The 23,531-nt window shown below is 70.8% G+C and carries 20 protein-coding genes; 11 read left to right on the plus strand and 9 right to left on the minus strand.

Features of this window, described 5'->3' with window-relative positions; translation table 11 throughout:
- Positions 1-148 precede the first annotated feature (148 nt).
- Positions 149-1,015 carry a L,D-transpeptidase family protein gene (locus ACZ63F_RS36930; protein WP_469717947.1) on the minus strand — a complete coding sequence of 289 codons (867 nt, stop codon included), beginning with the start codon at positions 1,013-1,015 and terminating at the stop codon, positions 149-151.
- A 107-nt stretch (positions 1,016-1,122) separates the two neighbouring features.
- Between ACZ63F_RS36930 and ACZ63F_RS36935 the strand changes: the two genes are divergently transcribed.
- Together ACZ63F_RS36935 and leuE are read left to right on the plus strand one after the other, a co-directional pair.
- On the plus strand, positions 1,123-2,703 hold the full coding sequence (locus ACZ63F_RS36935; RefSeq protein WP_469717948.1) for an acyl-CoA mutase large subunit family protein: 1,581 nt from the start codon (positions 1,123-1,125) through the stop codon (positions 2,701-2,703).
- Positions 2,704-2,764: 61 nt separating this feature from the next.
- Entirely contained in the window at positions 2,765-3,418 is a 654-nt protein-coding gene (gene leuE / locus ACZ63F_RS36940; RefSeq protein WP_469717949.1) for a leucine efflux protein LeuE, read from the plus strand.
- A 180-nt stretch (positions 3,419-3,598) separates the two neighbouring features.
- Here leuE and ACZ63F_RS36945 read toward each other — a convergent pair whose 3' ends face one another.
- A complete protein-coding gene (locus tag ACZ63F_RS36945) occupies positions 3,599-4,987 on the minus strand; it encodes an FAD-dependent monooxygenase (RefSeq protein ID WP_469717951.1) in 1,389 nt (462 codons plus the stop codon).
- 71 nt (positions 4,988-5,058) lie between these two features.
- Here ACZ63F_RS36945 and ACZ63F_RS36950 point away from each other — a divergent pair, with 71 nt between their 5' ends.
- Complete coding sequence (locus ACZ63F_RS36950; RefSeq protein WP_469717953.1) at positions 5,059-5,703, plus strand: TetR/AcrR family transcriptional regulator C-terminal domain-containing protein; 645 nt, start codon at positions 5,059-5,061, stop codon at positions 5,701-5,703.
- Positions 5,704-5,751: 48 nt separating this feature from the next.
- Here the strand turns inward: ACZ63F_RS36950 and ACZ63F_RS36955 are convergent, their stop codons facing one another.
- The 5 genes from ACZ63F_RS36955 to ACZ63F_RS36975 form a co-directional block, all read right to left on the minus strand.
- Complete coding sequence (locus ACZ63F_RS36955) at positions 5,752-6,666, minus strand: class I SAM-dependent methyltransferase (RefSeq protein ID WP_469717956.1); 915 nt, start codon at positions 6,664-6,666, stop codon at positions 5,752-5,754.
- 144 nt (positions 6,667-6,810) lie between these two features.
- Positions 6,811-7,920, minus strand: a complete 1,110-nt coding sequence (locus tag ACZ63F_RS36960) for an acyltransferase family protein (RefSeq protein ID WP_469717958.1) — start codon at positions 7,918-7,920, stop codon at positions 6,811-6,813.
- A gap of 201 nt (positions 7,921-8,121) precedes the next feature.
- On the minus strand, positions 8,122-10,809 hold the full coding sequence (locus tag ACZ63F_RS36965) for a glycosyltransferase family 4 protein (RefSeq protein ID WP_469717960.1): 2,688 nt from the start codon (positions 10,807-10,809) through the stop codon (positions 8,122-8,124).
- A gap of 305 nt (positions 10,810-11,114) precedes the next feature.
- Positions 11,115-12,449 (minus strand): alpha-2,8-polysialyltransferase family protein, encoded by a 1,335-nt coding sequence (locus ACZ63F_RS36970; RefSeq protein ID WP_469717961.1) that lies wholly within the window; start codon positions 12,447-12,449, stop codon positions 11,115-11,117.
- On the minus strand, positions 12,446-13,423 hold the full coding sequence (locus ACZ63F_RS36975) for a glycosyltransferase family 2 protein (protein WP_469717962.1): 978 nt from the start codon (positions 13,421-13,423) through the stop codon (positions 12,446-12,448). Before ACZ63F_RS36975 ends, ACZ63F_RS36970 begins: the two co-directional genes overlap by 4 nt.
- Positions 13,424-13,621: 198 nt before the next feature.
- Between ACZ63F_RS36975 and ACZ63F_RS36980 the strand changes: the two genes are divergently transcribed.
- The 7 genes from ACZ63F_RS36980 to ACZ63F_RS37010 all read left to right on the plus strand — a co-directional run bounded on the left by ACZ63F_RS36980 (position 13,622) and on the right by ACZ63F_RS37010 (position 21,377).
- Positions 13,622-14,944, plus strand: a complete 1,323-nt coding sequence (locus ACZ63F_RS36980) for a DUF6716 putative glycosyltransferase (protein WP_469717964.1) — start codon at positions 13,622-13,624, stop codon at positions 14,942-14,944.
- 56 nt (positions 14,945-15,000) lie between these two features.
- Positions 15,001-16,251 (plus strand): cytidylyltransferase domain-containing protein, encoded by a 1,251-nt coding sequence (locus ACZ63F_RS36985; protein ID WP_469717965.1) that lies wholly within the window; start codon positions 15,001-15,003, stop codon positions 16,249-16,251.
- Between the two features lie 15 nt (positions 16,252-16,266).
- A complete protein-coding gene (locus ACZ63F_RS36990; RefSeq protein ID WP_469717967.1) occupies positions 16,267-17,202 on the plus strand; it encodes an N-acetylneuraminate synthase family protein in 936 nt (311 codons plus the stop codon).
- Between the two features lie 38 nt (positions 17,203-17,240).
- Positions 17,241-18,380, plus strand: coding sequence for a hypothetical protein (locus tag ACZ63F_RS36995; protein WP_469717968.1), 1,140 nt, complete (start codon positions 17,241-17,243; stop codon positions 18,378-18,380).
- Between the two features lie 128 nt (positions 18,381-18,508).
- A complete protein-coding gene (locus ACZ63F_RS37000) occupies positions 18,509-19,015 on the plus strand; it encodes a carboxymuconolactone decarboxylase family protein (RefSeq protein ID WP_469717969.1) in 507 nt (168 codons plus the stop codon).
- Positions 19,016-19,154: 139 nt separating this feature from the next.
- Positions 19,155-20,279, plus strand: coding sequence for an SPFH domain-containing protein (locus ACZ63F_RS37005; protein ID WP_469717970.1), 1,125 nt, complete (start codon positions 19,155-19,157; stop codon positions 20,277-20,279).
- Positions 20,280-20,294: 15 nt separating this feature from the next.
- Entirely contained in the window at positions 20,295-21,377 is a 1,083-nt protein-coding gene (locus ACZ63F_RS37010) for a TFIIB-type zinc ribbon-containing protein (RefSeq protein WP_469717972.1), read from the plus strand.
- Here the strand turns inward: ACZ63F_RS37010 and ACZ63F_RS37015 are convergent.
- Positions 21,374-21,559: a DUF397 domain-containing protein gene (locus tag ACZ63F_RS37015; RefSeq protein ID WP_469717973.1), complete on the minus strand. Its 186-nt coding sequence runs from the start codon at positions 21,557-21,559 to the stop codon at positions 21,374-21,376. The two genes, ACZ63F_RS37010 and ACZ63F_RS37015, sit on opposite strands and share 4 nt — an antisense overlap.
- Positions 21,560-21,569: 10 nt before the next feature.
- Complete coding sequence (locus tag ACZ63F_RS37020) at positions 21,570-22,412, minus strand: helix-turn-helix domain-containing protein (RefSeq protein WP_469717974.1); 843 nt, start codon at positions 22,410-22,412, stop codon at positions 21,570-21,572.
- Positions 22,413-22,604: 192 nt separating this feature from the next.
- On the opposite strand from ACZ63F_RS37020, the gene ACZ63F_RS37025 reads away from it, so the two are divergent.
- Positions 22,605-23,054 carry an ATP-binding protein gene (locus tag ACZ63F_RS37025; RefSeq protein WP_469717976.1) on the plus strand — a complete coding sequence of 150 codons (450 nt, stop codon included), beginning with the start codon at positions 22,605-22,607 and terminating at the stop codon, positions 23,052-23,054.
- The last annotated feature ends 477 nt before the right edge of the window (positions 23,055-23,531 follow it).

The raw sequence follows: 23,531 nt of genomic DNA on the forward strand, positions 1-23,531 counted from the left end.
GGGAGGAGGGGGAGGGGGGGGGAGGGGTGGGGGGGCGGAAGGAGAGGGGTGTGTTTTCCGCTGCGGGTGTGGGGGGGGGTCGGGGGGGGGCGCCCCCCCCCCCCCCCCCCCCCCCCCCCCGCCCCGAACGTCACCCGCTCGTACCCGTTCACCAGGAGACGACGACCTTGTCGCCGTTCCGCACCTGCGCGAACAGATCCGCGATCGCCGTCTCGTCCCGTACGTTGACGCACCCGTGCGAGCCGCCCGCGTAGCCCCGGGCCGCGAAGTCGTAGGAGTAGTGCACCGCCTGCCCGCCGCTGAAGAACATCGCGTACGGCATCGACGAGTGGTAGAGCGTCGACACGTGGTGGCGGGACTTCCAGTAGACGTGGAACACACCCTCGCGGGTCGGGGTGTACTGCGCCCCGAACCGCACCGACATCGTCGAGACCGTGCGCCCGTCGATCATCCAGCGCAGTGTCCGGCTGGTCTTGCTGATGCACAGCACCCGCCCGGTCAGGCACCGCGGATCGGGCGCGGCGGCCGGCTGACCGCCCATCAGGTACAGCTCCCACTTCCCCGGCCTGTGCGTCATCCGGACCAGCCGCTGCCAGGTCACGGCGTCGGTCTCGCCGGTCCGCGGCAGCCCGCGCCTGCCCTGGAAGCCCGCGACGGCCTGGGCGGTGAGGTCGTCGTAGGTCCCCGTCGGCCCGTCGAACAGCCAGGCGACCTGGCGCAGCCGGGCCTGGAGCTCGCGGACGCCGGTGCCGGTGTCGCCGCGGGTGTACACGATGTGCGGCGGGACCGTCTCGACGGCGGACGGCGAGGGGGTGCCCGCGGTGGGCATGGTGGTGCCGGACGCGGTGGGAGGGGATGCGGTGGGAGCGGTGCCGACGGGTGCCGGGCTGTGCGGGAGGTCGATGTGGACGGGCGAGTGCCCCTTGGCGTCCCCGCCGCCCGCCGGCTGGACCGTGCACCCGCACAGCACGGCCAGTACGGCGGCCAGGACCCCCGAATACCCAGAGACCTTCATGCCGAGGATGCTTCCCCGCGTGACCGCCGCCGAACAAGGAGGCATCGTGGGAACCGACAGACGTACCGGCGTACCGGTGTATCGGCGTACTGCGGAGGTCACCCGTCATGGCCCGTGAGTCGGAGTCCGGACTGCCCATCGAGCCCGTCTACGGTCCCGGCGACCTGGCGGGCTGGGACCCGGCCGCCAGCCTCGGCGACCCGGGCTCGTACCCCTTCACCAGGGGCGTCTACCCGACGATGTACACCGGGCGCCCCTGGACCATGCGCCAGTACGCCGGGTTCGGCACGGCCGCGGAGTCCAACGCCCGCTACCGGCAGCTCATCGCGCACGGCACCACCGGTCTCTCCGTCGCCTTCGACCTGCCCACCCAGATGGGCCACGACTCGGACGCGCCCCTCGCGCACGGCGAGGTCGGCAAGGTGGGCGTGGCGATCGACTCGGTCGACGACATGCGGGTGCTGTTCGGCGGGATCCCCCTGGACAGGGTGTCGACGTCGATGACGATCAACGCCCCGGCGGCCGTGCTGTTGCTGCTGTACCAGCTGGTGGCGGAGGAACAGGGCGTACCGGCGGCGGCGCTGACCGGCACGATCCAGAACGACGTCCTGAAGGAGTACATCGCGCGGGGCACGTACATCTTCCCGCCCAAGCCGTCCCTGCGGCTGACCGCGGACATCTTCGGGTACTGCCGGACCGCGATCCCGCGCTGGAACACGATCTCGATCTCCGGCTACCACATGGCCGAGGCGGGGGCGTCCCCCGTGCAGGAGATCGCCTTCACCCTCGCCGACGGGATCGAGTACGTGCGCACGGCGGTCGCGGCCGGCATGGACGTCGACGACTTCGCGCCGCGCCTCTCCTTCTTCTTCGTGGCGCGTACGACGCTTCTCGAGGAGGTCGCAAAGTTCCGTGCGGCGCGCCGGATCTGGGCACGGGTGATGCGGGAGGAGTTCGGGGCGCGGGACCCGAAGTCGCTGATGCTGCGGTTCCACACGCAGACGGCCGGCGTGCAGCTGACGGCCCAGCAGCCGGAGGTGAACCTGGTGCGGGTGGCGGTGCAGGCCCTGGGCGCGGTCCTCGGCGGCACCCAGTCGCTGCACACCAACTCCTTCGACGAGGCGATCGCGCTGCCCACCGACAAGAGCGCGCGGCTCGCCCTGCGCACCCAGCAGGTGCTGGCGTACGAGACCGACGTGACGGCGACGGTGGACCCCTTCGCGGGTTCGTACGCCGTGGAGCGGATGACGGACGACGTCGAGGAGGCGGCCCTCGCTCTGATGGGCAGGGTCGAGGACCTCGGCGGCGCGGTGGCGGCGATCGAGCACGGCTTCCAGAAGGGTGAGATCGAGCGGAACGCCTACCGCATCGCGCAGGAGACCGACGCGGGGGAGCGGGTGGTGGTCGGCGTCAACCGGTTCCGGCTGGACGAGGAGGAGCCGTACGAGCCGCTGCGCGTCGACCCGGCCATCGAGACCCGGCAGGCGGAGCGCCTCGCGAGGCTGCGCGCCGACCGCGACCGGGCGGCCGTCGCCGCGGCACTCACCGCCCTGAAGAAGGCCGCCGAGGGCGACGACAACGTGCTGCCCCCGATGAAGGAGGCGCTGCGGGCGCGGGCCACGGTGGGGGAGGTGTGCGACGCGCTGCGGGACGTGTGGGGGGTCTACGTCCCGGCGGACGTCTTCTGACGGCTCCTTATGGCGAACGACACCCGGGGCGTTGTCGGACCCGCGTGCGAGACTGCTTCCCATGTTCGGCGTCATCGATCTCCCCACCTACCTGGCAGGACTCGTCCTGATCGTCCTGCTGCCCGGCCCCAACTCCCTCTACGTGCTCTCCGTCGCCGCCCGGCAGGGGATCCGGGCCGGTTACACCGCCGCCGCGGGTGTGTGGTGCGGGGACACCGTGCTGATGACGCTGTCGGCGGCCGGGGTGGCCTCGCTGCTCAAGGCCAACGCCGTGCTGTTCGGGATCGTGAAGTACGCGGGCGCCGGCTATCTCACCTGGCTGGCGGTGGGCATGCTGCGGGCGGCCTGGACGATGTGGCGGACGCGGAAGCAGCAGGCGGCGGAGCAGACGGCACCGGCCGCCGCCCCGGCGCAGGAGCGCCCGTACCGCCGTGCCCTGGTGATCAGCCTCTTCAACCCGAAGGCGATCCTGTTCTTCATCGCCTTCTTCGTGCAGTTCGTCGACCCGGGGTACGCGTACCCGGCGGTCTCCTTCGTCGTCCTCGGAACCTTCGCCCAGCTGGCCAGCTTCCTCTACCTCAGTGCCCTGATATTCAGCGGCACGAGGCTGGCCGACGCGTTCCGCCGCCGCAAGCGGATGTCGGCGACGGCCACCTCGGCGGCGGGGGTGCTGTTCCTCGGGTTCGCGGTGAAGCTGACGCTGGCCAGCGCCTGAGTCCGGGGTCACACGTGCACGCCTTGCCCTGAGCTGGTCCGGTGAAGCCCACGGTTCGGCAGCGCCCCGTCAGGGGCGCTGGGGGTACCCCCGGCCGAAGGCTGGGGGAGGAACTGCGCGACCAGCCACCACGGTGCCGCGGTCGCCGGACGGCATGTCGCGGCACTTGCGGCGGAGCGCTCAGGCGACGTCGACCATCCCGGTGCGCGCCGCGTACACCCGTAGCCCTTCCGCCGTCTCCCCTGCCCACCCCACATAACCGTCCGGGCGGACCAGGAACACCCCCGGGCCGTACGACTCCGGGGCCGGCAGGCCGCCGAGGCCGGCCACCGGTTCCGGGGCCAGCAGCGTCCAGTGCGGTCCCCGGAACGCGTCGAACATCCGCACCCCGTCGACGTTGCGCCCGTCGGGCGCCCGGTCGCCCGCCCGCACCGGTCCCGGGTTCGCCCGGGTCTCCTCGGTCAGCGAGGACTCCCGGTAGCCGATGCCCAGCTGGACCGTGGCCTCGCCCCGCCGGACCTCGCCGTTGTGGACGCTCGTCGAGAGGCCCAGCATGGCGGCGGCGTTCGCCCGGCGCTCCTCCTCGTAGGTGTCGAGGAGCGCGTCCGGGGCCCGCCCGGCGAGCACCGCGGCCAGCTTCCAGCCCAGGTTGTAGGCGTCCTGGACGCTGGTGTTCAGGCCCTGGCCGCCGGCCGGGGAGTGGATGTGGGCCGCGTCGCCGGCCAGGAAGACCCGGCCCACCCGGAACCGGTCGGCCAGCGCGGCGCGGGGCCGGAAGTCGGAGGCCCAGCGCACCTCGGTGACGTCGGCGGCGTCGAGGTGGCTGTACGTCGTCACCAGCCGGCGCAGGCCCGCCAGGGACAGGTCGGTCTCCGTGCCCTCGGGCAGCCGGGCGCCCAGCTGGAACTCGTCGGTGCCGGCCAGCGGGCACAGCGCCACACCGCAGCCGTCGTCGCCGACGAAGGTGTGCCAGTGCTCGCGGTCGAGGCCCCGCACCCGCAGGTCGGCCACGAGGAACGGGCTCGGGTCGACCGACTCGCCGGTCATCCCGACGCCGACCGCACGCCGTACGGCCGAACGCCCGCCGTCCGCCGCCACGACGTACCGCGCACGGGCCGTCGTGCCGTCGGTGAAGCGGGCGGTCACCCCCTCCGCGTCCTGCTCCAGGCCGGTCACTCCACGCCCGAACGCGACCCGGCCGCCCAGCTCCCGCAGCCGCGCGTACAGCACCTCCTGCGTGCGCCACTGCGCGACCATCAGCGGCTCGGTGTACGGCGCCCCCTCGTCCGCCGCCACCGCGTCGAACATCGGCTCCGTGCCGAGGGGTTCGCCGTCCTTCCAGAGCAGCCGGGGCGGGTAGGGGCCGCCGGCCGCGCGCATCGCGTCGAGCACGCCGAGGTCGTCGTACACCTCCTGCGTGCGGGGCTGGATCCCCTTGCCGCGCGAGCCCGGGAACAGCTTCTCGCCGGCCTCCACGACCAGCGCGTCCACCCCGCGCCGGGCGAGGTCGATCCCGAGGACCAGCCCGGTGGGCCCGGCGCCGACGACCAGTACATCCAACGTATCCATCACATTTCCCCTTAACGTCGTTAAGTACCGTCGACGAGTAGGCTGACCTTAACGCTGTTAAGCTGTCAAGCGTGAGTACGGAACGACGCGCCCCCCTCGACCGCCGCCGGGTCGCCGACACGGCCCTGCGCCTGCTGAACGAGGTCGGTCTGGAGGGGCTGACCCTGCGGGCCATCGCCAAGGAGCTGGACGTCAAGGCCCCGGCCCTGTACTGGCACTTCAAGGACAAGCAGGCGCTGCTCGACGAGATGGCGACGGAGATGTACCGCCGGATGGTCGCGGAGACGCGGCTCGACCCCACCGGGACCTGGCAGAACGCGCTGCGGACGGTGGGCCGCGGACTGCGCACGGCGCTGCTCGGCTACCGCGACGGAGCGAGGGTCTTCAGCGGCTCACGCTTCACGGGCATCGAACACGCCCCGGAGCAGGAGGCCTACCTCCGCGTCATGACCGAGGCCGGCTTCACCCTCGCCCAGGCGGCCCGGGCGGGCATGACGACGAACGCCTACACCATCGGCTTCGTCATCGAGGAACAGGGCGTCGTACCCCTCTCGGGCGAGCGCCGGGAGGGGTACGACGTCGAGGAACGGGCCCGCCTGATGGCCGACTTCCCGCTGGCGGCACAGGCGGGCAGGGAGCTCTTCGACGATTACGACCAGCACTTCGAGGAGGGGCTGGAGATCGTCATCGCGGGGATCGGGGCGCGGCGGGGCTAGAACCGGTCGAGAAGGCCGGAATCCCCGCCCTTCAGGGCGCGGAGCATGTCAGTGCATCGCCTTCCGGATGGCCCGGGTGAGCACCGGTGGCAGCAGGTCCCGGGCGACTCGGCGTGCCCTGCTGGGCCGGCGGGGCGGAGCGGCGGGGGCGGCCGGCGGGGCCGGGGGTGCGGGCGCGGGCTCCGGTTCCTCCGGGGCGTCCGCGTAGCGCGACGGCGGGAACTCCGGTGCCCGCATCCCCTTGGACTTCAGCCGTACGATCCGGTGCCCGGCCGCCGTCTGGGTGCTCAGGTGGCAGTCGGTCCGCTGTTTGATCATCTCCATCAGCGCCTCCTGCACCGGCTCGGGGTCGCCCCAAGTGCCGTACAGCTTCTGGGTGCTGAGGCAGATCGGGTTCAGTCCGCCGTTGAGGACGGCCTCCCAGGCCGCTATGGAGACACCTGGCGTGTGCTCGGAGCGGAAGTCGTCGAGGACCACGATGCCGTCGGGCACGAGCAGTTCGTGCGCCGCCTTTATGTCACCGTGCACGTGCTCGTACAGGTGCGAGGCGTCGACGTGCACGAACCGGCAGGAGCCGGGCGCGACTTCGGCGGGGACCACGGAGCTGGGGCCCTGCAGGACGCGGGGGAGTTCCTCGTGGAAGGCGAGGTAGTTCTGCTCGAAGATGCTTCGGGTGAGTTTGCTGTAGGACTTCGTCGACTCGGCGCGGTTCGCGTCGTCCGGGGCGTCGCCCTCGAAGAGGTCGCAGACCGTGTACGTCTCGCCGGCCCGCAAATGCCGGGCCGTGAAGATCGCGCTCTTTCCCATGTAGGTCCCGACCTCGAGGAGGTCGCCGCGCGTTCCGGCCTCTTCCTGGCGGCGCAGGAACCAGTCGAAGAGCACCTGGTCGAGCACCGGGAACCAGCCGGGGACGTCGTCGAGACGGCGAGGCGGTCGGGTCGTTTCCTGGGTGGTTATCGCCATGCGGAGAAGGCACTCCCTCGATACACGAAACGGCGGTCTGTGGAATCCCTGCGAAAAACCTGTGCGCAGGCAAGGTTCCAAGGTGCCTGCCCGCCGTGCCGGTCCGAAACCCAAGCAGAGATGAACGGCGGGCCAACATCAGCGTCAGGCGTTTTTCAGGGCCCGCTTCAGGCGCGGTCCGAGCGGAGTCTCCACGAACCGGTGGACGAGCCAGGCGAGCCCCAGCATCCCGAGGACCGTCACCGCCAGCGTCGGCCACGGCGGCAGCCCCCACGCCCGGTGCAGGACCCGGATAACGAACCAGCCCAGGTGCTCGTGGACCAGGTAGAAGGGATACGTCAGCGCCCCGGCGGTGGTCAGCCAGGGCCAGGCCGCCCAGCGTGTCCAGCCCGCCGCCACCGCGGCGACGGCGGCGAAGGCGAGGGTGACGAGGAGCATCACGACGTACGGGTCACGGGGCGAGCCCGGGTGCCACAGGCCCTGGGTCGCCGTGCGCATGCCGAGGATCCAGGAGAGCGCCACGATCCCCCAGGGCAGCAGCCCGTTGCCGAAGCGGTGGACGAGGTAGAGCGCCAGGCCGCCGACGAAGTACGGCGCGTACGCGGGCATCACGACCAGCTCGGCCCAGGCGCCTCCGGTCGCGGTGGACAGGACGGCGGCCATGGTCCACACCGAGCAGAACAGCACCACCCTGCGGTAGGTGACGCCCCGCAGGACCACCAGGAGCGCGAACAGGGCGTAGAAGCGCACCTCGACCCAGAGGGTCCAGCAGACGCCGAGCACGCGGGGCACCCCCAGCGGCTGTTGCAGCATGGTCAGGTTGATCAGGAACTCGTCGAGCCGCACCGGGTGCACCACCGCGGGCAGTGCCACGGACGCGCCGGTGATCAGCGCGAGCGCGACCCAGTACGCGGGGTAGAGGCGGGCGACCCGGGAGCGGAAGAAGTCGCCGAGGGAGCGGCCCCAACTGCTCATGCAGATCACGAAGCCGCTGATGACGAAGAAGAACTGGACGCCGAGGCAGCCGTAGACGGCCGCCCTGGACAGGGTCGGGAAGACGTGCTCGGGGTTCTGGTGCCAGGAGGCGGAGACGACGCCGCCGCGGCCGGCGTAGTGGTAGAGGCAGACCATCAGCGCGGCGACGAGCCGCAGTCCGTCGAGGGCGAGCAGGCGGGGGCGGGGCCGTCCGGGTGGGGCCGGGACGGCCGTGATCCGCGCAGGCGGCGAAGGCAGTGGGGGGGATGCGAGTGGCATGGTCCGGGACGCCTACCCGGGGACGAGCCTTTAATCATCCGATCGGCTCGGACATCGCCGGTACGAAGGAGGTGCACCGCCGTCACCTGGGTGAATCACCGGAATGCCACAGGCGGCTGCGCCGATAATTCATATGACGGTATTTATTTGTTCGTTCGCCGGCCATGCAATCGGCCGGCGAACGGCTGGTCCTGTCAGGGCTCAGTCGGACTTCAGCAGCCGGGCCGAGCGGTTGGACAGCTCGATGCGGATCGACTCCTTGCGGGCCAGCTGCCGTATCGCCCTGCCCCGGGCGCCGAGGTCCCCGGCCACGCGGGAGATCTCCGCCCACACCCGGCCCCGGTCGCCGCCCGCGATGGCCGCGGCGGACAGCAGCCGGAGCGCCCCGTCGGTCTCGCCGCGCGAGGCCCGTATCTCGGCCATGCCGATGAGCACGTCCACCGGCTGCCGGCGGCGCAGGATCTCCCAGCCCACGCGCAGCGCCTCGTCCTGCCGGCCGGCCGTGAAGTGCCGGGTGAAGTCCTCGTTGAGGTACTTGGCGTGCCGGGAGAGCACCGCGGAGAACGGGCCCTCGGCGTAGGCCGTCTCGTCGTCCGGCTCCTGTCCCTCCGGGGCGTCGGCCGCGACGGCGGCGGGCAGGGCGCGTGCGACGCCCTCGGGGCCCGCGAGGTTCAGCGCGGCCGTCATCCGGGCGGTGAAGGCGGAGATGTCGAACAGCTCCTCGACGTCCTGGTACTCCTCCTCCGCCACCTCCTCGTCGAGCACCTGCCGCAGCGCGTCCAGGGCCGCCGCGGGCGTGTACTCGGCGAAGGACCGGTAGCCGGGCACCCCCTCCAGCACCTCGCGGGAGCCCACCCGGTGGTAGGTGACCGTACGCAGCCGCTGCTGCACCGCCTCCACCACCGAGAGCGGCATCGGGTCGTCCATGCTGGACAGGAAGAACACGTCGGAGGCGGCGAGTTCCTCGCGCACCCGGTCGCGGGAGAGCGCTCCCATCCACTCGACGCGATCGGACAGCAGCGTCGAGGAACTGATCCGCCAGGTCCTGTGGCCGATCCAGGCGAACTCCCACGGCAGGCTCTGCGTGTAGGCGAGTTCCGCGACCCGCGAGAACAGGTCGAGGCCCTTGCGGTCCTGCATCGAGCCGACCATCACGATCCGCGGCCGCTCACCGGGCGTCCGCCGGGCCAGGGTGCGGTGGGTGTCCTGCGGGACGGTGTTGTAGACGACGACCGGGTCGCTCACGCCGAGCTGCCGGAACATGTCGGCCTGCGCGGTGGAGACGCACAGCACCTTGACCTTGGGCAGCACCTTGACCATCTCGGCGTGCCGCAGCGCGTGCTGCTCGCCCTCGAAGTTCATGACGTACTCGGTCTCGTGCGCGTACACCACCACGGAGCGGCCGAGGGCGACGAGCGCCTCCGTCAGCTCGTTGGCCAGCGGTGAACGCCAGAACGGGGCGAGGCTGTTGATCAGGACGACCTCGGTGTCCGCCAGGTCGGCCAGCACGTCCTCGGTGCGCGTGTAGACGCCGAGGTCGAAGTAACGGATGTCGACCGGGTTCTGGGCGAGCAGCGCCTGGGTGTAGGTGAGCACGGGGATCGCCACACCGGTGACGTAGGAGAACCCGAGGCCCAGCACGGCCAGCGAGCGCGGCCGGTTGAGCCGCTCCTCGACGGCGCGCAGGGCGCGGTCCGCACGGGAGCCCCTGGCCGCCGCCTCGACGGGTGCGGGCCGGCGGGGCACGGGCCGCGCCGCCGGGACCTCGGCCTCCTCGATACGGCGCAGCACGCGGGAGGGGACGTCGTCGTGGAAGGTGATGAAGTGCTCGACGGGCTCACCGTGCGCGTTGGGCGTGAACTTGCCCGCGCGCTGCAGTTCGGCGGTGACGTCCACGAGCTCGCCGACCGTGCCGGCGTTGCGCAGCAGCGGGTGGTTGATCGTCGGGAAGACGATGTTCAGCGCGGGCGGGCTGAACAGGATCAGCGGCGTGCCGGCCCGCAGCGTCTGCAGGTAGGTGGTGGAGAAGAAGGTGATCGCGAGGTCGTAGCCGTCGAGGGACTCGGCGTCCAGGAGCGCGCTCTCGTCGAGCACGGTCACGTCCGGCAGGGTCCCCAGCCAGTCGAGGTGGCCGCGGAGCGTGGAGGGGTGCGGCTTGATCTCCACCTCGCCGAAGCCGGTGAGCGCCTCGCACAGCTCGGTGAGCTGCTCCCGGTGGTCCTTCCTGGAGAGCTTGCGCTGGTCGCTGAGCGGCTGGTCGAGGACGACGATGCGCAGCGGCTCGCCGGGGCCCTTGGCATGCCGGTGGGTGGTGGAGCGGGCCGCGCGCAGCAGCTGGGGGTCGTCGCTGTGGCCGAGCGCGCCGGTGATGTGGACGGGCACGCTGCTGTCCGGGGAGCGGAACATCAGGTGGTGGGCGGTCGCCGGTCCCCACACGCAGACGGCGGCGGGGGACGAGGAGCCGTAGTACCAGTTCTGGTCGCGCAGACCCGGGTCGGTGCGCTTGAAGTGGAAGTCCAGGTGCCCGTCCTGCACGAGGACCAGCGGCAGCGTGTCGCGCAGTTCGCCGGCCACCCGGCGGCCGCGCTGCGACTGGTCGTTGAAGAACACCAGCCGGTCGACGCGCTCCTGTTCGGCGTACGCGCGGATGCGGTGGCCGACCTCCTCCAGGAACTCGTCACCGCTGATCGGCTCGTCGACCTGGAACAGGTTGTGCACCTTGAGGTCGTCGAAGCGGGCCGCCGCCTCCTGCTCGATCCATCCGGCGACATCGCCGTCCCGGTCTGCCGTGACCAAGTGGAAGGAGTGTGCCTCGGCTCCCGGCGCCTTCATGATCTCCGAGGTGAGACCGACGCCGTTGCGGTTCTCGACAAACACAGCGATACGCATGGACGCAATCAATCTTCAGTGGGGCGGTCACGTTTTTACCGTGATCACACCCGAACCTTCATGTGAGTGAATGAAATACGACCTCGTTCGGCCATGGGTCGAACCGGTTGGAAACCTTGGGTGAACTCTGGGAGACATCGGGTTGTGCGGCAGGACAAAAGCGAGATTCAGGCAAGTAAGAAGCCCCTCGTTCTCACAGGGTTTTCATACCTTGTGAAAACGAGGGGCTGGGGGAACGGACAGTTTCGTCACAGGTTGTGGCCGCGTGACGGCGCCTCTCTCCGGGTGCTCCGCGGCACCGCCTGTCAGCGCTTGACGGCCTTCTGCAGCGCCCGGGCGCGGCGGACCATGCGCCGGGCGGTGGAGTTGCGGGGGATGAAGGCGAGCCGCCCGGGGATGCCGCCGGGCAGACCGAGGGAGGTCAGCCGCTTGCGCTTGAAGTACCGCTTGGCGGTACCGTTCTCGTGCTTGCTGAGATAGCGTTCGGTCTCGGCGCGCAGCTGTGGGTAGATCTTCGGCTGCATGGCGAAGCTCAGGGCGCGGATCAGCTCGCCGAGCGCCGCCACGCTCATGCGCGGGCGCTGCTCCTCGACCGCCTTGCGGTCGGTGAGTTCAGGTACCAGTGCGTCGACCACGGTGACCGGGACGCGGTTGCTGTTCTCGAACGGCGTGAGCCTGTCGAGGAGGGTGTCGGTGCCGACGCGGGCGGTCTGCAGGCCGTACAGCGCGGACGCGGTGAGCAGTGCGGTGGAGAAGCAGCCGACGACCAGCGCGGGACGCATCCGCTGGTAGAGCACTTCGGCCAGGACCGTGGTGTCCAGGACGGTGAGGTCGACCTCGAGCTTCTCGGCCTCCTGCTCCAGGGTGCGGGCGAACCTGGCCGGGGCGGAGGGGTGCGGCTTGAACACGACCTTGGTGTGGCCGAGTTCGACGGCGCCCTTCAACATCCGGACGTGGAGGTTCTCCTCTTGCTCCGGGGTGAGGATGTCGAGTGCGGAGAGGTACTGGCCGAGCAGCAGGGCCGGTTCCTCGATCTCGGGCAACTCGTCTCCGCTGGGGGCGAGTTCGGCCAGTACCTTGGTGAACGCCGCGGTCGGCACGACCTCGCCGTCGACGCCGAACTCGGTGAGCAGCGTCGGCTTGAGGCCGGGCACCAGGTCGAGGTGGAGGACGCGGTCGACGCGGGTGCCGACCAGCGGGTCGATCTTGTTGCGGGTCGGGCCGTAGCTCATCAGGCCGTCGGCGTAGACCGTGACCGGGGCGCCGTTGAAGATCTGGGTGAGGCTGAGCGAGGGGTTGACCTGGATCGACTCGACGGCGAACTCGACGTCGTCGTCGCCCAGCTGCCACTCGTGGCGCAGGAAGCGTTCCCACAGGGGCATGTCCTCCACCCGGGGGGCCCAGCCGCCCGGGTGGAACGGGAAGATCGTCTCGTTGTACGAGATCACGTCGTCGAAGCGGTCGCGCAGCCGCTCGAAGCCCGGCGCCTCGTCCAGGCCCGGGGTGGTCTCGGGGGTCGCCGCGTTGTTGCAGACCAGCAGGATGTGCCGGTCGGCCGGGCGGAAGGCGCCGGAGTCCAGGGCGGCGGCGAGGGTGGCCGTGCCGTAGAGGGTGGACGCCTGGAAGATCTGGGTGGTCACGCGGCGGCTCCCGCGGGGGCGGGACGGCGGCGCAGCCGGCGCAGCTTGGTGGCGCGCTGGAGGTCCATGGAGTCCAGGGCCTCGTCCAGCACGTCCTGCGGCATGCGCCGCAGTGCGGCCGCACTCATGGATTTCAGCTTCTTCGCCACCGCGGGCTCGAACCTTTCGATGGATCCCAGGTGATGGGAAATGATGGCGCAATACGTGCGGACGGCCTTCGGCAGGAGTTCCTTCGCGTCGGCGTCCTGCGCCGTTTCCTCGATCACCTGGTCGAATGCGCGAATGAAATCGAGCTGACGGACGTCGCCGATCTGTGTGAGTGAAGAGGCTACGCCACGCCGGTAGAAGACGCCGAGCAGGTTCACCGCCGCGAAGGACCCGGCCTCCCGGTGCAGCTTCCAGATCCACGGCCGGTCCTCGGCCGTGCGCAGCCCGTCCGTGAAATGCACGAGCCCCTTGTCCACCAGGCGGCGGTGGTAGACGCCCGCCCACGCGTAGGCGTAGTCGACGGAGGTGGACCGGTCGGCGGGCAGGATGGCGTCCCGCGGGTTCAGCACGACGTCGCGGCGGCCGACGGGCACCCGGTGCACGATCCGGGCGCGCGCCGTGCACTGCACATGGTCGGTGCGGACGAAGTCGCAGCCCAGCGACTCGATCGCGTCGACCAGCCGGGGGTAGTAGCCGGGCGCCAGCCAGTCGTCGCCGTCCAGGAAGGTCACGTACTCGCCGCGTGCTTTGTCGATGCCGGTGTTGCGCGCGGTGGCCAGCCCTCCGTTCAGCTCGTGTCTGACATGGACCGCGCCGGGGAGCTCGCGCTCGGCCCGCGCGAGAATCTCCGGTGTCCCGTCGGTCGAGCAGTCGTCGACGAGAATGAATTCGAAGTCCTCACGCGCGTTCGCGCGCAGGCTCCTCAGGGTGTCGGGGGCGTATTGCTGCACGTTGTAGAACGGCACGATGACGGAGAGCTTGACCACGTGAAGGACGTTAGGGGGACGCCCGTCATCCGTCTTGACTGTCGCCTTGAATCCAGGTGAACGACGCGTGGCGAAGCTGTGAACCAGGCAATTTTGAGGGCTTATCCCGGGCTGATTCCCCATCCGGAGGCGTGTTGTTAACCTTTTGTTGGATTCGGGTTCGGGAGTTCCTCGGAATGGCTTCCTAGCGTCTTCGGTGTGCCAGCAAGTGCAACGAAGTCCCTGCGGGTGGCCGTCCTGGCGGACTCCGACACCCGGTGGAAGTGGGGGGCGCTCACCGCGAAGCGCCTGATTCCCAACGAAGCCGACCATTCGGACGTCCGGCTCGACGGCTACCTTCTGCGCGGCCGTGCCACCCCGACCGCCCGCCAGCTCCAGGAGGTCGGCGTCCACGCGGACTCGCTCCGCGAGGTGACGGCCGTCGAGTTCCTGAGAGAGATGGACCGGGAGTCGTACGACATCCTCGTCCTCTCCCTCGTCGGCGGCGGCACGCAGGCCATGCTGCACGGGCTGCGCAGCGCCTGGGCCGGCCGGCAGAAGCGGCCCGTCGTCGTCACCGGCTATGTCGGCGTCGTCTACGAGAAGCTCGCCGACGGCCTGCTGCTGCGGCACGGCGCGGACCTCGTCCTCGCCAACTCCCGCCAGGACGCCGACCGGTTCCGGGCGGTGTACGACGGGGTCGGCGCCGACTCCTCGTCGGTGACCGAGGTCGCGCTGCCGTTCCTCGGCGGGGCGCCCTACGAGGGCGAACACGACCCGTACACCGTGGTGTTCGCCGCCCAGCCCTCGGTCCCGGACAGCCGCAAGGACCGCACCTACCTGCTCGGCCGGCTGATCGAGCACGCCCGCAGGCACCCCGAGCGGGAGGTGCTGCTCAAGCTGCGCTCCAAGCCCGGCGAGCACACCACCCACATCGAGGAACTGCCGTACCAGAAGCTGGTCCAGGGCAGGGACGTGCCCGCCAACTTCCGGCTGGTCTACGGCCACATGGGCGACGTACTCGATCGCACCGACCTGCTCGTCACGATGAGCTCGACGGCCGCCCTGGAGTCCCTGCACCGCCGGATCCCCACCGTCGTCCTCACCGACCTCGGCATCCGCGAGGCGCTCGGCAACCACCACTTCGTCGGCTCCGGCTGCCTCGCCTCCTGGGACCAGCTCGACGCCGGACACCGCCCGGTGCCCGACGCCGAGTGGGTCGCACGGCAGGGCGTCGCGGCCGACGGCAGCTACGCCACCGCCTTCGACGCGGCCCGCGAACGCATCGCGAAGCTGCTGGCACGGCCGGGCGGGCTGCCGCCGCTGAACCCGTACTACACACCCGAGACCGCCTCCGGTTACCTGCCCGGCCTCCTGGCCCGCCACCACCTCGGCCCCGACGGCGTCCCGCTCCCGGGCGCGCCCGCCGCCGACAGGGCCCCGGGCCCCGTCCGCCAGATCGTGCGCCGGGCCGCCCGCGGCGCCTACCGCCACGGCGTCCAGCGGGTGGCCCCCGTGATCCGCCGAATGGGAGAGCTGTGAGCGACCGGATCCCGCGTCAAGGAGCCCCGCTCCGAGCGTCCGAAGGAACTGAGCCGATGTCCCACCCCGAAGGGGCCGTAGTGCCCCGCGTCCTCGCCGTGATCCCCGCCCGGGGCGGCTCCAAGGGCGTCCCCGCCAAGAACCTCGCCCCGGTCGGCGGCGTCCCGCTGGTCGCCCGCGCGGTCCGCGAGTGCGTCGCCTCGCGACTGGTCACCGACGTGGTCGTCTCCACCGACGACCAGGCCATCGCCGCAGCCGCCCGCTCGGCCGGCGCCGAGGTCGTGCTGCGCCCGGCCGCCATCGCCGGCGACACCGCCACCTCCGAGGCCGCCGTCCTGCACGCCATGGACGCCCACGAGGCGCTGCACGGCGCCAGGGTCGACGTCGTGCTGCTCGTGCAGTGCACCAGCCCCTTCATCGTCCGCGAGGACATCGACGGGGTGGCCGGCGCGATCGTCGACAACGGCGCCGACACCGCCCTGACCGTGGCCCCCTTCCACGGCTTCGTCTGGCGCGACGAGGTGCACGCCCCGGTGCCGGCGGGCGACGGCGAGGCCGCCGCCAGCGGTGGCTTCGGCGTCAACCACGACAAGTCGTTCCGCCCGCGCCGCCAGGACCGCCCCCAGGACTTCCTGGAGACCGGCGCCGCCTACGCGATGCGCGCCGACGGCTTCCGCGAGCACCAGCACCGCTTCTTCGGCCACACCGAACTGGTGCGGACCGACCCCGCGCGCGTCCTGGAGATCGACGACCCGCACGAGCTGGCCCGCGCCCGCGCCCTGGCCCCGCTCTTCGACGCGGACCGCCCCGGCGCGCTGCCGACCGCCGACGACGTCGACGCGGTCGTACTGGACTTCGACGGCACCCAGACCGACGACCGGGTGCTGATCGACGCCGATGGAAAGGAGTTCGTCTCCGTGCACCGCGGCGACGGACTCGGCATCGCCGCCCTGCGCAAGAGCGGGCTGAAGATGCTGATCCTCTCCACGGAGCAGAACCCGGTCGTCGCCGCCCGGGCCCGGAAGCTACAGATTCCGGTCCTGCACGGCATCGACCGCAAGGACCTCGCACTCAAGCAGTGGTGCGAGGAGCAGGGCATCGCTCCCGAGCGCGTGCTCTACGTCGGAAACGACGTCAATGACCTCCCGTGCTTCGCCGTAGCCGGCTGGCCCGTGGCGGTCGCGAGCGCCCACGACGTCGTACGCGGCGCCGCACGCGCGGTCACCACCCTCCCCGGCGGTGACGGCGCGATCCGAGAGATCGCCAGCTGGATCCTCGGCCCCTCTCTCGATTCCCTCCCGAAGTAAGGACACCCCACAGTCATGAGCAACTCCCGCCTGCGCCAGTTCGGTTCCCGTGAGGTCGGCCCCGGCAAGCCCGTCTACATCTGCGGCGAGATCGGCATCAACCACAACGGTGAGCTGGAGAACGCCTTCAAGCTGATCGACGTCGCCGCCGAGGCCGGCTGTGACGCCGTCAAGTTCCAGAAGCGCACCCCGGAGATCTGCACCCCGCGCGACCAGTGGGACATCGAGCGCGACACCCCCTGGGGCCGCATGACCTACATCGACTACCGCCACCGCGTGGAGTTCGGTGAGGACGAGTACCGCCAGATCGACGAGTACTGCAAGAGCAAGAACATCGCCTGGTTCGCCTCCCCGTGGGACACCGAGGCCGTCGCCTTCCTGGAGAAGTTCGACGTCCCGGCCCACAAGGTCGCCTCCGCCTCCCTCACGGACGACGAGCTGCTGAAGGCGCTGCGCGCCACCGGCCGTTCGATCATCCTCTCCACGGGCATGTCGACCCCCAAGCAGATCCGCCACGCGGTCGAGGTCCTCGGCTCCGAGAACATCCTCATGTGCCACGCCACCTCCACCTACCCGGCGAAGGCCGAGGAGCTGAACCTCCGCGTGATCAACACGCTGGAGAAGGAGTACCCGAACGTCCCGATCGGCTACTCCGGCCACGAGACGGGCCTGCAGACCACCCTCGCCGCGGTCGCGCTCGGCGCCACCTTCGTCGAGCGTCACATCACCCTCGACCGCGCCATGTGGGGCTCCGACCAGGCCGCCTCCGTGGAGCCGCAGGGCCTCACGCGTCTGGTCCGCGACATCCGCATCATCTCCGAGTCCCTCGGCGACGGCGTCAAGAAGGTCTACGACTCCGAGCTCGGCCCGATGAAGAAGCTGCGCCGCGTCACCGGCCTCGTCGCCGAGGCGGAGATCGCCGCGGCCGCCGGCGAGCCGGTCCAGGTCTGACACCTCTGTTGTTACGACGACGGGACGGTCGTACGTCGATGAGCCCCCGCGCCGGGAACACCGGCCCCCACACACTCGCCTTCGTCGAGAGTCCGGTGCAGCTGCTGAACGTGCTGGAGTGGGCGCATGTCCACGCCCTGCGCGGGGCGGCGGACCCCGTGCCGGCCGTACCAGGACAGGTACGGCGCCCGGCAACCGGCATATCTGCACCCGGCGCGGAGCTCACGATCGTCGTCCTGTCCCCGACGGACCCCATGACCCGGGGCCAGCTGCGCCGTATGGCGGACCTGGCACGGGACGAGGGATACCGGGTCCGCTGGGAGGAAGCACGGGGCGGTACCGCCGCCCCCTTCCAGACGATCGGCGGCCTGGCGGGCTCCCTCCGCCGGGCCGACCGCATCGTGATGGGGGACCCCTTCTCCCGCTACGTACAACTGCTCCTGACCATCACCCGCGCCCGTGACCTGGTCGTGGTCGACGACGGCACGGCCACGATGGAGTTCGTCGCCCAGCTGGCGCGCGGTGAACGCCTGGTCCGCTGGCACCGCAAGGGCGGCCGGCCGGGCGCCCGCGACCTGCTCTTCGCGCCGGTCTCCTCCTCCGCGCGCCGCCGCCTCACCCCGAGCGCCCGCCGCCGGGTGGAGGTCTTCTCCTCCATGCCGGTGACGGAGACGCCGGCCGGGGTGACGGTCACCGCGAACGACTTCGGCTGGACCCGCGCCCGCTTCGGCCCGCCGCGCATCACCAAGGGCGCCGACATGGTCGGCACCTCCCTGGTGGAGACGGGCGTCGTGGACGGCGACCGCTACCTGGAGGCCGTCCAGACCCTGGCCAAGGCGCACGGCGCGACCCGCTACTTCGCGCACCGCCGCGAGAGCACCGAGAAACTCCACCGGCTGGCGGCCGAGACGGGCCTGGAGATAGTCCGCCCGGACCTCCCCCTGGAACTGATCGCCCGCCGCGGTCCCATAGGCCGTACGATCCTCAGCTTCCCCTCGACGGTCGTGCACACCCTCCCGCTGGCCCTGGCCGGCACCGGCGTCCGCGTGGCCGTCTGCGACATCGACCCGGCCTGGCTGACCGAGAACGCCTCCCCACGCGCCCAGGGCTTCCTGTCCGGGGTCACGGGGACGGCGAAGGACGTCCACCGGCTGGCGGCGGTAGCGGGCCCGGCCTGACCCCGGGCACGGTGGTGCCGCATGTCGTCCGGGCCGGCACCGAACGCACCACCTCCTCGTCACATCTGCCTCCCGGGGTCCGTCAATGCGGTGACAGCGACACCGAAGCGCTCACTGAGGAGACGACGATGGAAGCACGTTCGATCACGGCAGAGGTTCCGATGACCCCGCGGATGACCGACGACCCGGCGCAGCTCGTCCCCGAGCTGGCGGACGTGTCGGCGGCACTCTTCCGGGTCACCGGCAACGGCTCGGTCCCGCGTTCCACGATCAGCCTGGTCCAGCTCCGGGCCGGTCAGATCGTCGGCAGCACGTACCTGGCCGTCCTGCACACGGGTTTCCTGCGCAAGGCCGGGGAGACGGAGGAGCGGATCACGTCCCTGGCGTCGTGGCAGGACTCGCCGTACTTCACGGCGGCGGAGCGGGCGGCGCTGGCCCTGACGGAGGCCGTGCTGACGCCTCCGGTGAACGGCGAGCGGGTCCCCGACGACCTCTATGCCCAGGCGGCCGAGGTGTACGAGCCGAAGGCCCTGGCGACCCTGATGTTCGTGATAGGCCAGGTCAACTTCTTCGTCCCGGTCGCCCTGATCGCCAAGCCGGTACCGGGGCGGGCGTTCAACGCACCGTGGAAGTGAGGCGGTAACCGGACAGGCGGCTCAGGAGCTGCGGGCGGGCCGGGGGTATGCGCCCGCCCGTAGCCGCGCTGACCGTAGTGGGCGTACTGTCGGCTGATCGTTTGACTGTGGTGCGGAGTGGGGGATTGCTGTGGGGCTGATGGACCGCATCCGCGGTGAGTTCATCGACATCATCGAGTGGACCGACGACGGCCGGGACACCATCGTGTGGCGCTTTCCGCGCTACGGCAACGAGATCAAGATGGGTGCCCGGCTCGTGGTGCGCGAGTCGCAGGTGGCCGTCTTCGTCAACGAGGGCCGGCTGGCCGATGTCTACCAGCCCGGCACGTACACCCTATCGACCCGGAACATGCCGGTCCTGTCCACCCTGAAGGGCTGGAAGCACGGCTTCGAGTCGCCGTTCAAGGCCGAGGTCTACTTCGTCACCACCCGGCAGTTCACCGACTTCAAGTGGGGCACCCAGAACCCGGTGATCCTGCGGGACGCCGAGTTCGGCATGGTCCGGGTGCGTGCCTTCGGCACCTTCGCCGCCCAGGTGGTGGACGCCGCCGCACTGCTGCGCGAACTCGTCGGCACCGACCCGCAGTTCCGCACCGAGGAGGTCGGCGAGCACCTGCGCCGGCTGATCGTATCCAAGCTGGGCTCCGCGCTCGGCGCCTCCGGCGTGCCGCTGCTCGACCTCGCCGCCAGGCAGGACGGCATCGGGCAGCAGCTGGCCAAGGCACTGACCCTGGAGCTGTCCGCCACCGGCATCGCCATTCCCCGGTTCTACATCGAGAACATCAGCGTCCCGCCGGAGGTCGAGGCGGCGATCGACACCCGCTCCCGCATGGCGATCACCGGCAACCTCGACGACTACGCCAAGCTCCAGGCGGCCGACGCGATCCCGCTCGCCGCCGCCAACCCCGGCACCGGCGGCGAGGCACTCGGCCTGGGCGTGGGCATGGCCTTGGGACAGCGAATCGTGCAGAGCACCTCCGGTGCGGCCGCTGCCGCGGTCCCGCCGCAGCCCGCCCCCGCCGCCGCTCCGGCCGACGTCCCGCCGCCGCTGCCCACCGCGCCTCGCTGGTTCATCGCGGTCGGCGGACAGCAGCAGGGCCCGTACGACGAGAGCGCCCTGGCCGGGCAGGTGGCGGCCGGCAACCTGACCCGGACCACCCTGGTCTGGCGCAGCGGACAGGCCGCCTGGCAGCCCGCGGACCAGGTCCCGGAGCTCGCTTCGCTGCTCGCCGACGTCCCGCCGCCGCTGCCCCCGCAGGGCTGAGAACGGAGAAGTGAGTTGACGGATCAGGACGTCGTGCCGGCGCCCGACCGGGCGTTCCAGTGCGAGGCGTGCGGCGGGGTCAGCGAGTACGCGCCGGGGACCTACGCGCTGCGCTGCCCGTACTGCAGGCACGAGCAGGACATCACGCCGGTACCGCGGCAGGTGACCGAGCACCCGATCGATGAGCTGGCCGCGCTGCCCCGGCGGGCCGTCGCACCCGGCCGGACGAAGGTGTACACCTGCCCCGGCTGCCATGCGGTGACCGAGAGCGACACGCTCAGCGACAAGTGCCAGTTCTGCGCCACGCCGCTGGTCTCGGACGCGTCCGGCACCGAGCGCGTGGTGCCCGAGGCGGTACTGCCCTTCGGCGTGGACCGCGAACAGGCCCGTGCGGCGCTGGCGAAGTGGACCACGTCCCGCTGGTTCGCGCCCGACGAGCTGAAGAAGGTCGGCGAGGCGGAGACCTTCCGCGGCAGCTACCTGCCGCACTGGACGTACGACGCGCAGACCACCACCCATTACACCGGCGAACGCGGCGAGCACTACTGGGTGGAAGAAGAGGACTCCGAGGGCAACACCCGGCGGGTGCGGCACACCCGCTGGCACCACACGTCCGGGACGGTCGGCCGGTTCTTCGACGACGTGCTGGTGCCCGGCAGCGGCCAGGTGCCGGTGAAGGAACTGGACAAGCTGACCCCCTGGCCGCTGGAGGAGGCGGTTCCCTACCAGGAGGAGTACCTGGCGGGCTTCCGCACCGTCCGCTACGACGTCGAGCCGGAGGCCGGCCTGGAGTCGGCGAAGGCACGGATGGCACCGGTGATCCGCGCCGACTGCAAGCGGGACATCGGCGGCGACGAACAGCGGGTGCACTCGGTCTCCACCGCGTACAGCGACCTCACCTACAAGCTGGTACTGCTGCCCGTCTGGTTCCTGACCTACATCCACGCCGGCAAGGCATGGCCGGTCATGGTCAACGCCCGCACCGGCGAGGTCATCGGCGAACGGCCGTACAGCGCCCTGAAGATCACCCTGGCATCGGCGGGCGCCGCGCTCCTGATCGCCCTGGTGGTGCTGCTCGTGGTGATGCTGCGCAACTAGGGGCGCGGTACGTCCTTGAGGGCTGCGACGAAGGGGGCGAAGGACGCGGGCGGGAAGGTGAGGGTGCCGGCGGTGGGGTCCTTGGAGTCGCGGACGGATATGCGGGTGGGGGAGGCCGCTATCTCTACGCAGGAGTCGCCGTCGCCGGGTCCGGAGTAGGACGACTTCCGCCAGGTGTCCATGGGGGGTGCCTCACAGCTCTCTCGCCAGCTTGCGGATGAAGTCACGCGAGCGCTCGGGGTCGAGCGACGCGGCCTCCACCTTATGAAAGAGCGTTCGAAAGGCGCCGAGCTGTGCCTCGGAGTTGATGAAGGCAGCGCCGTGCGGGCCGTCGCGGACGACGGTGTCCAGCTTCGGTACGGCGCCTCCCGCGTAGGTCATGGCGCTCGCGGCGCTGGTGAACCCCTCCAGCTGGAAGGGGATGACACGGACGGTGACGTGTTCCGCCTCCGACGACTCCAGGACATGTGTGAGTTGAGTCCGCGAGGTGTTGCGGTCGCTGACCATGATGCGCAGCGCGGCCTCGTGGATGACTGCCTCGTACGGGGTCTGCGTCAGAGTTGCCGCGCGGCGCATGCGGTGACGAACGCGCAACTCGATGTCCTCGGTGGAGAGCGCCGGAACACGATCGGAGAATACGGCGCGTGCGTAGTCGGCCGTCTGGAGGGGACCGGGGATGAACAGGAACTGGACCTCCTTCAGGAACGTGGCGTGGTACTCAAGCTCGGCGAGGTCGAGGAACGGCATCGGCAGCAGTCCCCGGTACTCCTCCCACCAGCCTGCGGTGCGGTCGGTGGCCATGGTCACCAACGCGTCGATCAACTCGGCGTCGGCGCAGGAATAGTGAGCGGCGAGACGCCGTAGCCGCTTCGCGCTCATCCCTGCGATGCCCGACTCGATCTGGCTGATCACTGGAGCGGTCACTCCGAGCAGAGAGGCTGCCTCCCGAGCTGTGAGGCCCGCCGCGTCCCGGAGCCTGCGCAGCTCGACCGCCAGGCGCAACTGGCGCGCCGTCGGCTCGGTCCTCAGTGCCATCGACTGCCCTCCCAAAGCGCTTGAGCGCGTGGCTCGTTCGGGGTCACCTTACGGGAGCGGCTTGCGATGCATAAACAATTAGCCCTACCGTCGGTGACGGAACGGACACGCAGTGGAAGTGCACCGCACCTTTCCCGTGCGGCGATGCCACCGTGCGTGAAATCCCCTTCGCCTGACCGGAGTTGATGACGCATGCCCGAGACCTGGGACTACACGCTCTACGTCCCCAACGACCCGAGAGCGGTGACGGTCTCCCGTCGCACCCTGCGCCTGATCCTGACGATGCACGGGCTCATCGGCGTGGTGGACACGGCGGAGCTGCTGGCGGCGGAGCTGGTCTCCAATGCCGTACGGCACACGAAGGGGCCGGCCGCGCTGCGGGTTCGGCGCTCCCCGGAGGGCGTGGTGTGGATCGGGGCGTGGGATGCGGATCCCGTGCCTCCCGAGCCACCGGGGGTGGCCGCCGGGCTCGACGAGGCCGGGCGGGGGTTGGGGCTGGTGGTGGCGTGTGCCGACTGCTGGGGCTGGCAGCCGTCGGCCCGGTTCGGGGAGCGGGGCAAGTACGTGTGGTGTGAGTTGGGAGTCGCTGACGGTGCGTCCGCTGGTGCTGGGGCCGGAGAACGTGCCGGTGGTCGCGGATGAGCGGGAGGCGGTAGGGGACGTACCTCTTGCGGTGCTGCCTGGTCGATCCCCGGGCGAAGCAGATGTGGAGGGACTGCGAGAGCGGGTGGACGCCTGTACGGAGCTGGACCAGCTGGAGGTCTGGGCCCAGCGCGCAGTGCACGTCACGGACGCCACGGAGCTGTTCGTCGAGGAGTGACCGTCGGGGCCGCCCGCTTCTTCGGAGTGTCGTGCCTCCGTGAGCCGCGTTAAGGGCGCTACGCGTCGCCTTCGGCGATGACCCTCCGGGTCACCCTTGACCCGGCTCGCTCCGGCACGGGGGAGAAGCGAGCGGGCGGCCTGGGATGGCGGGGGCTCCGCGGAGGTTTGCGGGGCCGGGTGCTGTGTGCGTGCCGTCGGTCGGCGGGCGCGGGGGCGGCTTGCAGGGGTGCGGTGGTCCGGCGGCTTGCGGTGGGTGGTGGGTGGTGGGGCGTGGGGAATGGTGGATGTGTGCCGTCT

This window comes from Streptomyces sp. NPDC104761 (genome assembly GCF_055583445.1).

Coding starts and splice junctions, on each gene's coding strand:
- ACZ63F_RS37020 (WP_469717974.1), bottom strand. CDS start 22,412: ATGGCACTGAGGACCGAGCCGACGGCGCGCCAGTTGCGCCTGGCGGTC.
- ACZ63F_RS36935 (WP_469717948.1), top strand. CDS start 1,123: ATGGCCCGTGAGTCGGAGTCCGGACTGCCCATCGAGCCCGTCTACGGT.
- ACZ63F_RS36990 (WP_469717967.1), top strand. CDS start 16,267: ATGAGCAACTCCCGCCTGCGCCAGTTCGGTTCCCGTGAGGTCGGCCCC.
- ACZ63F_RS36955 (WP_469717956.1), bottom strand. CDS start 6,666: ATGGCGATAACCACCCAGGAAACGACCCGACCGCCTCGCCGTCTCGAC.
- leuE (WP_469717949.1), top strand. CDS start 2,765: ATGTTCGGCGTCATCGATCTCCCCACCTACCTGGCAGGACTCGTCCTG.
- ACZ63F_RS36945 (WP_469717951.1), bottom strand. CDS start 4,987: ATGGATACGTTGGATGTACTGGTCGTCGGCGCCGGGCCCACCGGGCTG.
- ACZ63F_RS37025 (WP_469717976.1), top strand. CDS start 22,605: ATGCCCGAGACCTGGGACTACACGCTCTACGTCCCCAACGACCCGAGA.
- ACZ63F_RS36985 (WP_469717965.1), top strand. CDS start 15,001: ATGTCCCACCCCGAAGGGGCCGTAGTGCCCCGCGTCCTCGCCGTGATC.
- ACZ63F_RS36930 (WP_469717947.1), bottom strand. CDS start 1,015: ATGAAGGTCTCTGGGTATTCGGGGGTCCTGGCCGCCGTACTGGCCGTG.
- ACZ63F_RS37000 (WP_469717969.1), top strand. CDS start 18,509: ATGGAAGCACGTTCGATCACGGCAGAGGTTCCGATGACCCCGCGGATG.
- ACZ63F_RS36995 (WP_469717968.1), top strand. CDS start 17,241: ATGAGCCCCCGCGCCGGGAACACCGGCCCCCACACACTCGCCTTCGTC.
- ACZ63F_RS36960 (WP_469717958.1), bottom strand. CDS start 7,920: ATGCCACTCGCATCCCCCCCACTGCCTTCGCCGCCTGCGCGGATCACG.
- ACZ63F_RS37005 (WP_469717970.1), top strand. CDS start 19,155: ATGGACCGCATCCGCGGTGAGTTCATCGACATCATCGAGTGGACCGAC.
- ACZ63F_RS37015 (WP_469717973.1), bottom strand. CDS start 21,559: ATGGACACCTGGCGGAAGTCGTCCTACTCCGGACCCGGCGACGGCGAC.
- ACZ63F_RS36965 (WP_469717960.1), bottom strand. CDS start 10,809: ATGCGTATCGCTGTGTTTGTCGAGAACCGCAACGGCGTCGGTCTCACC.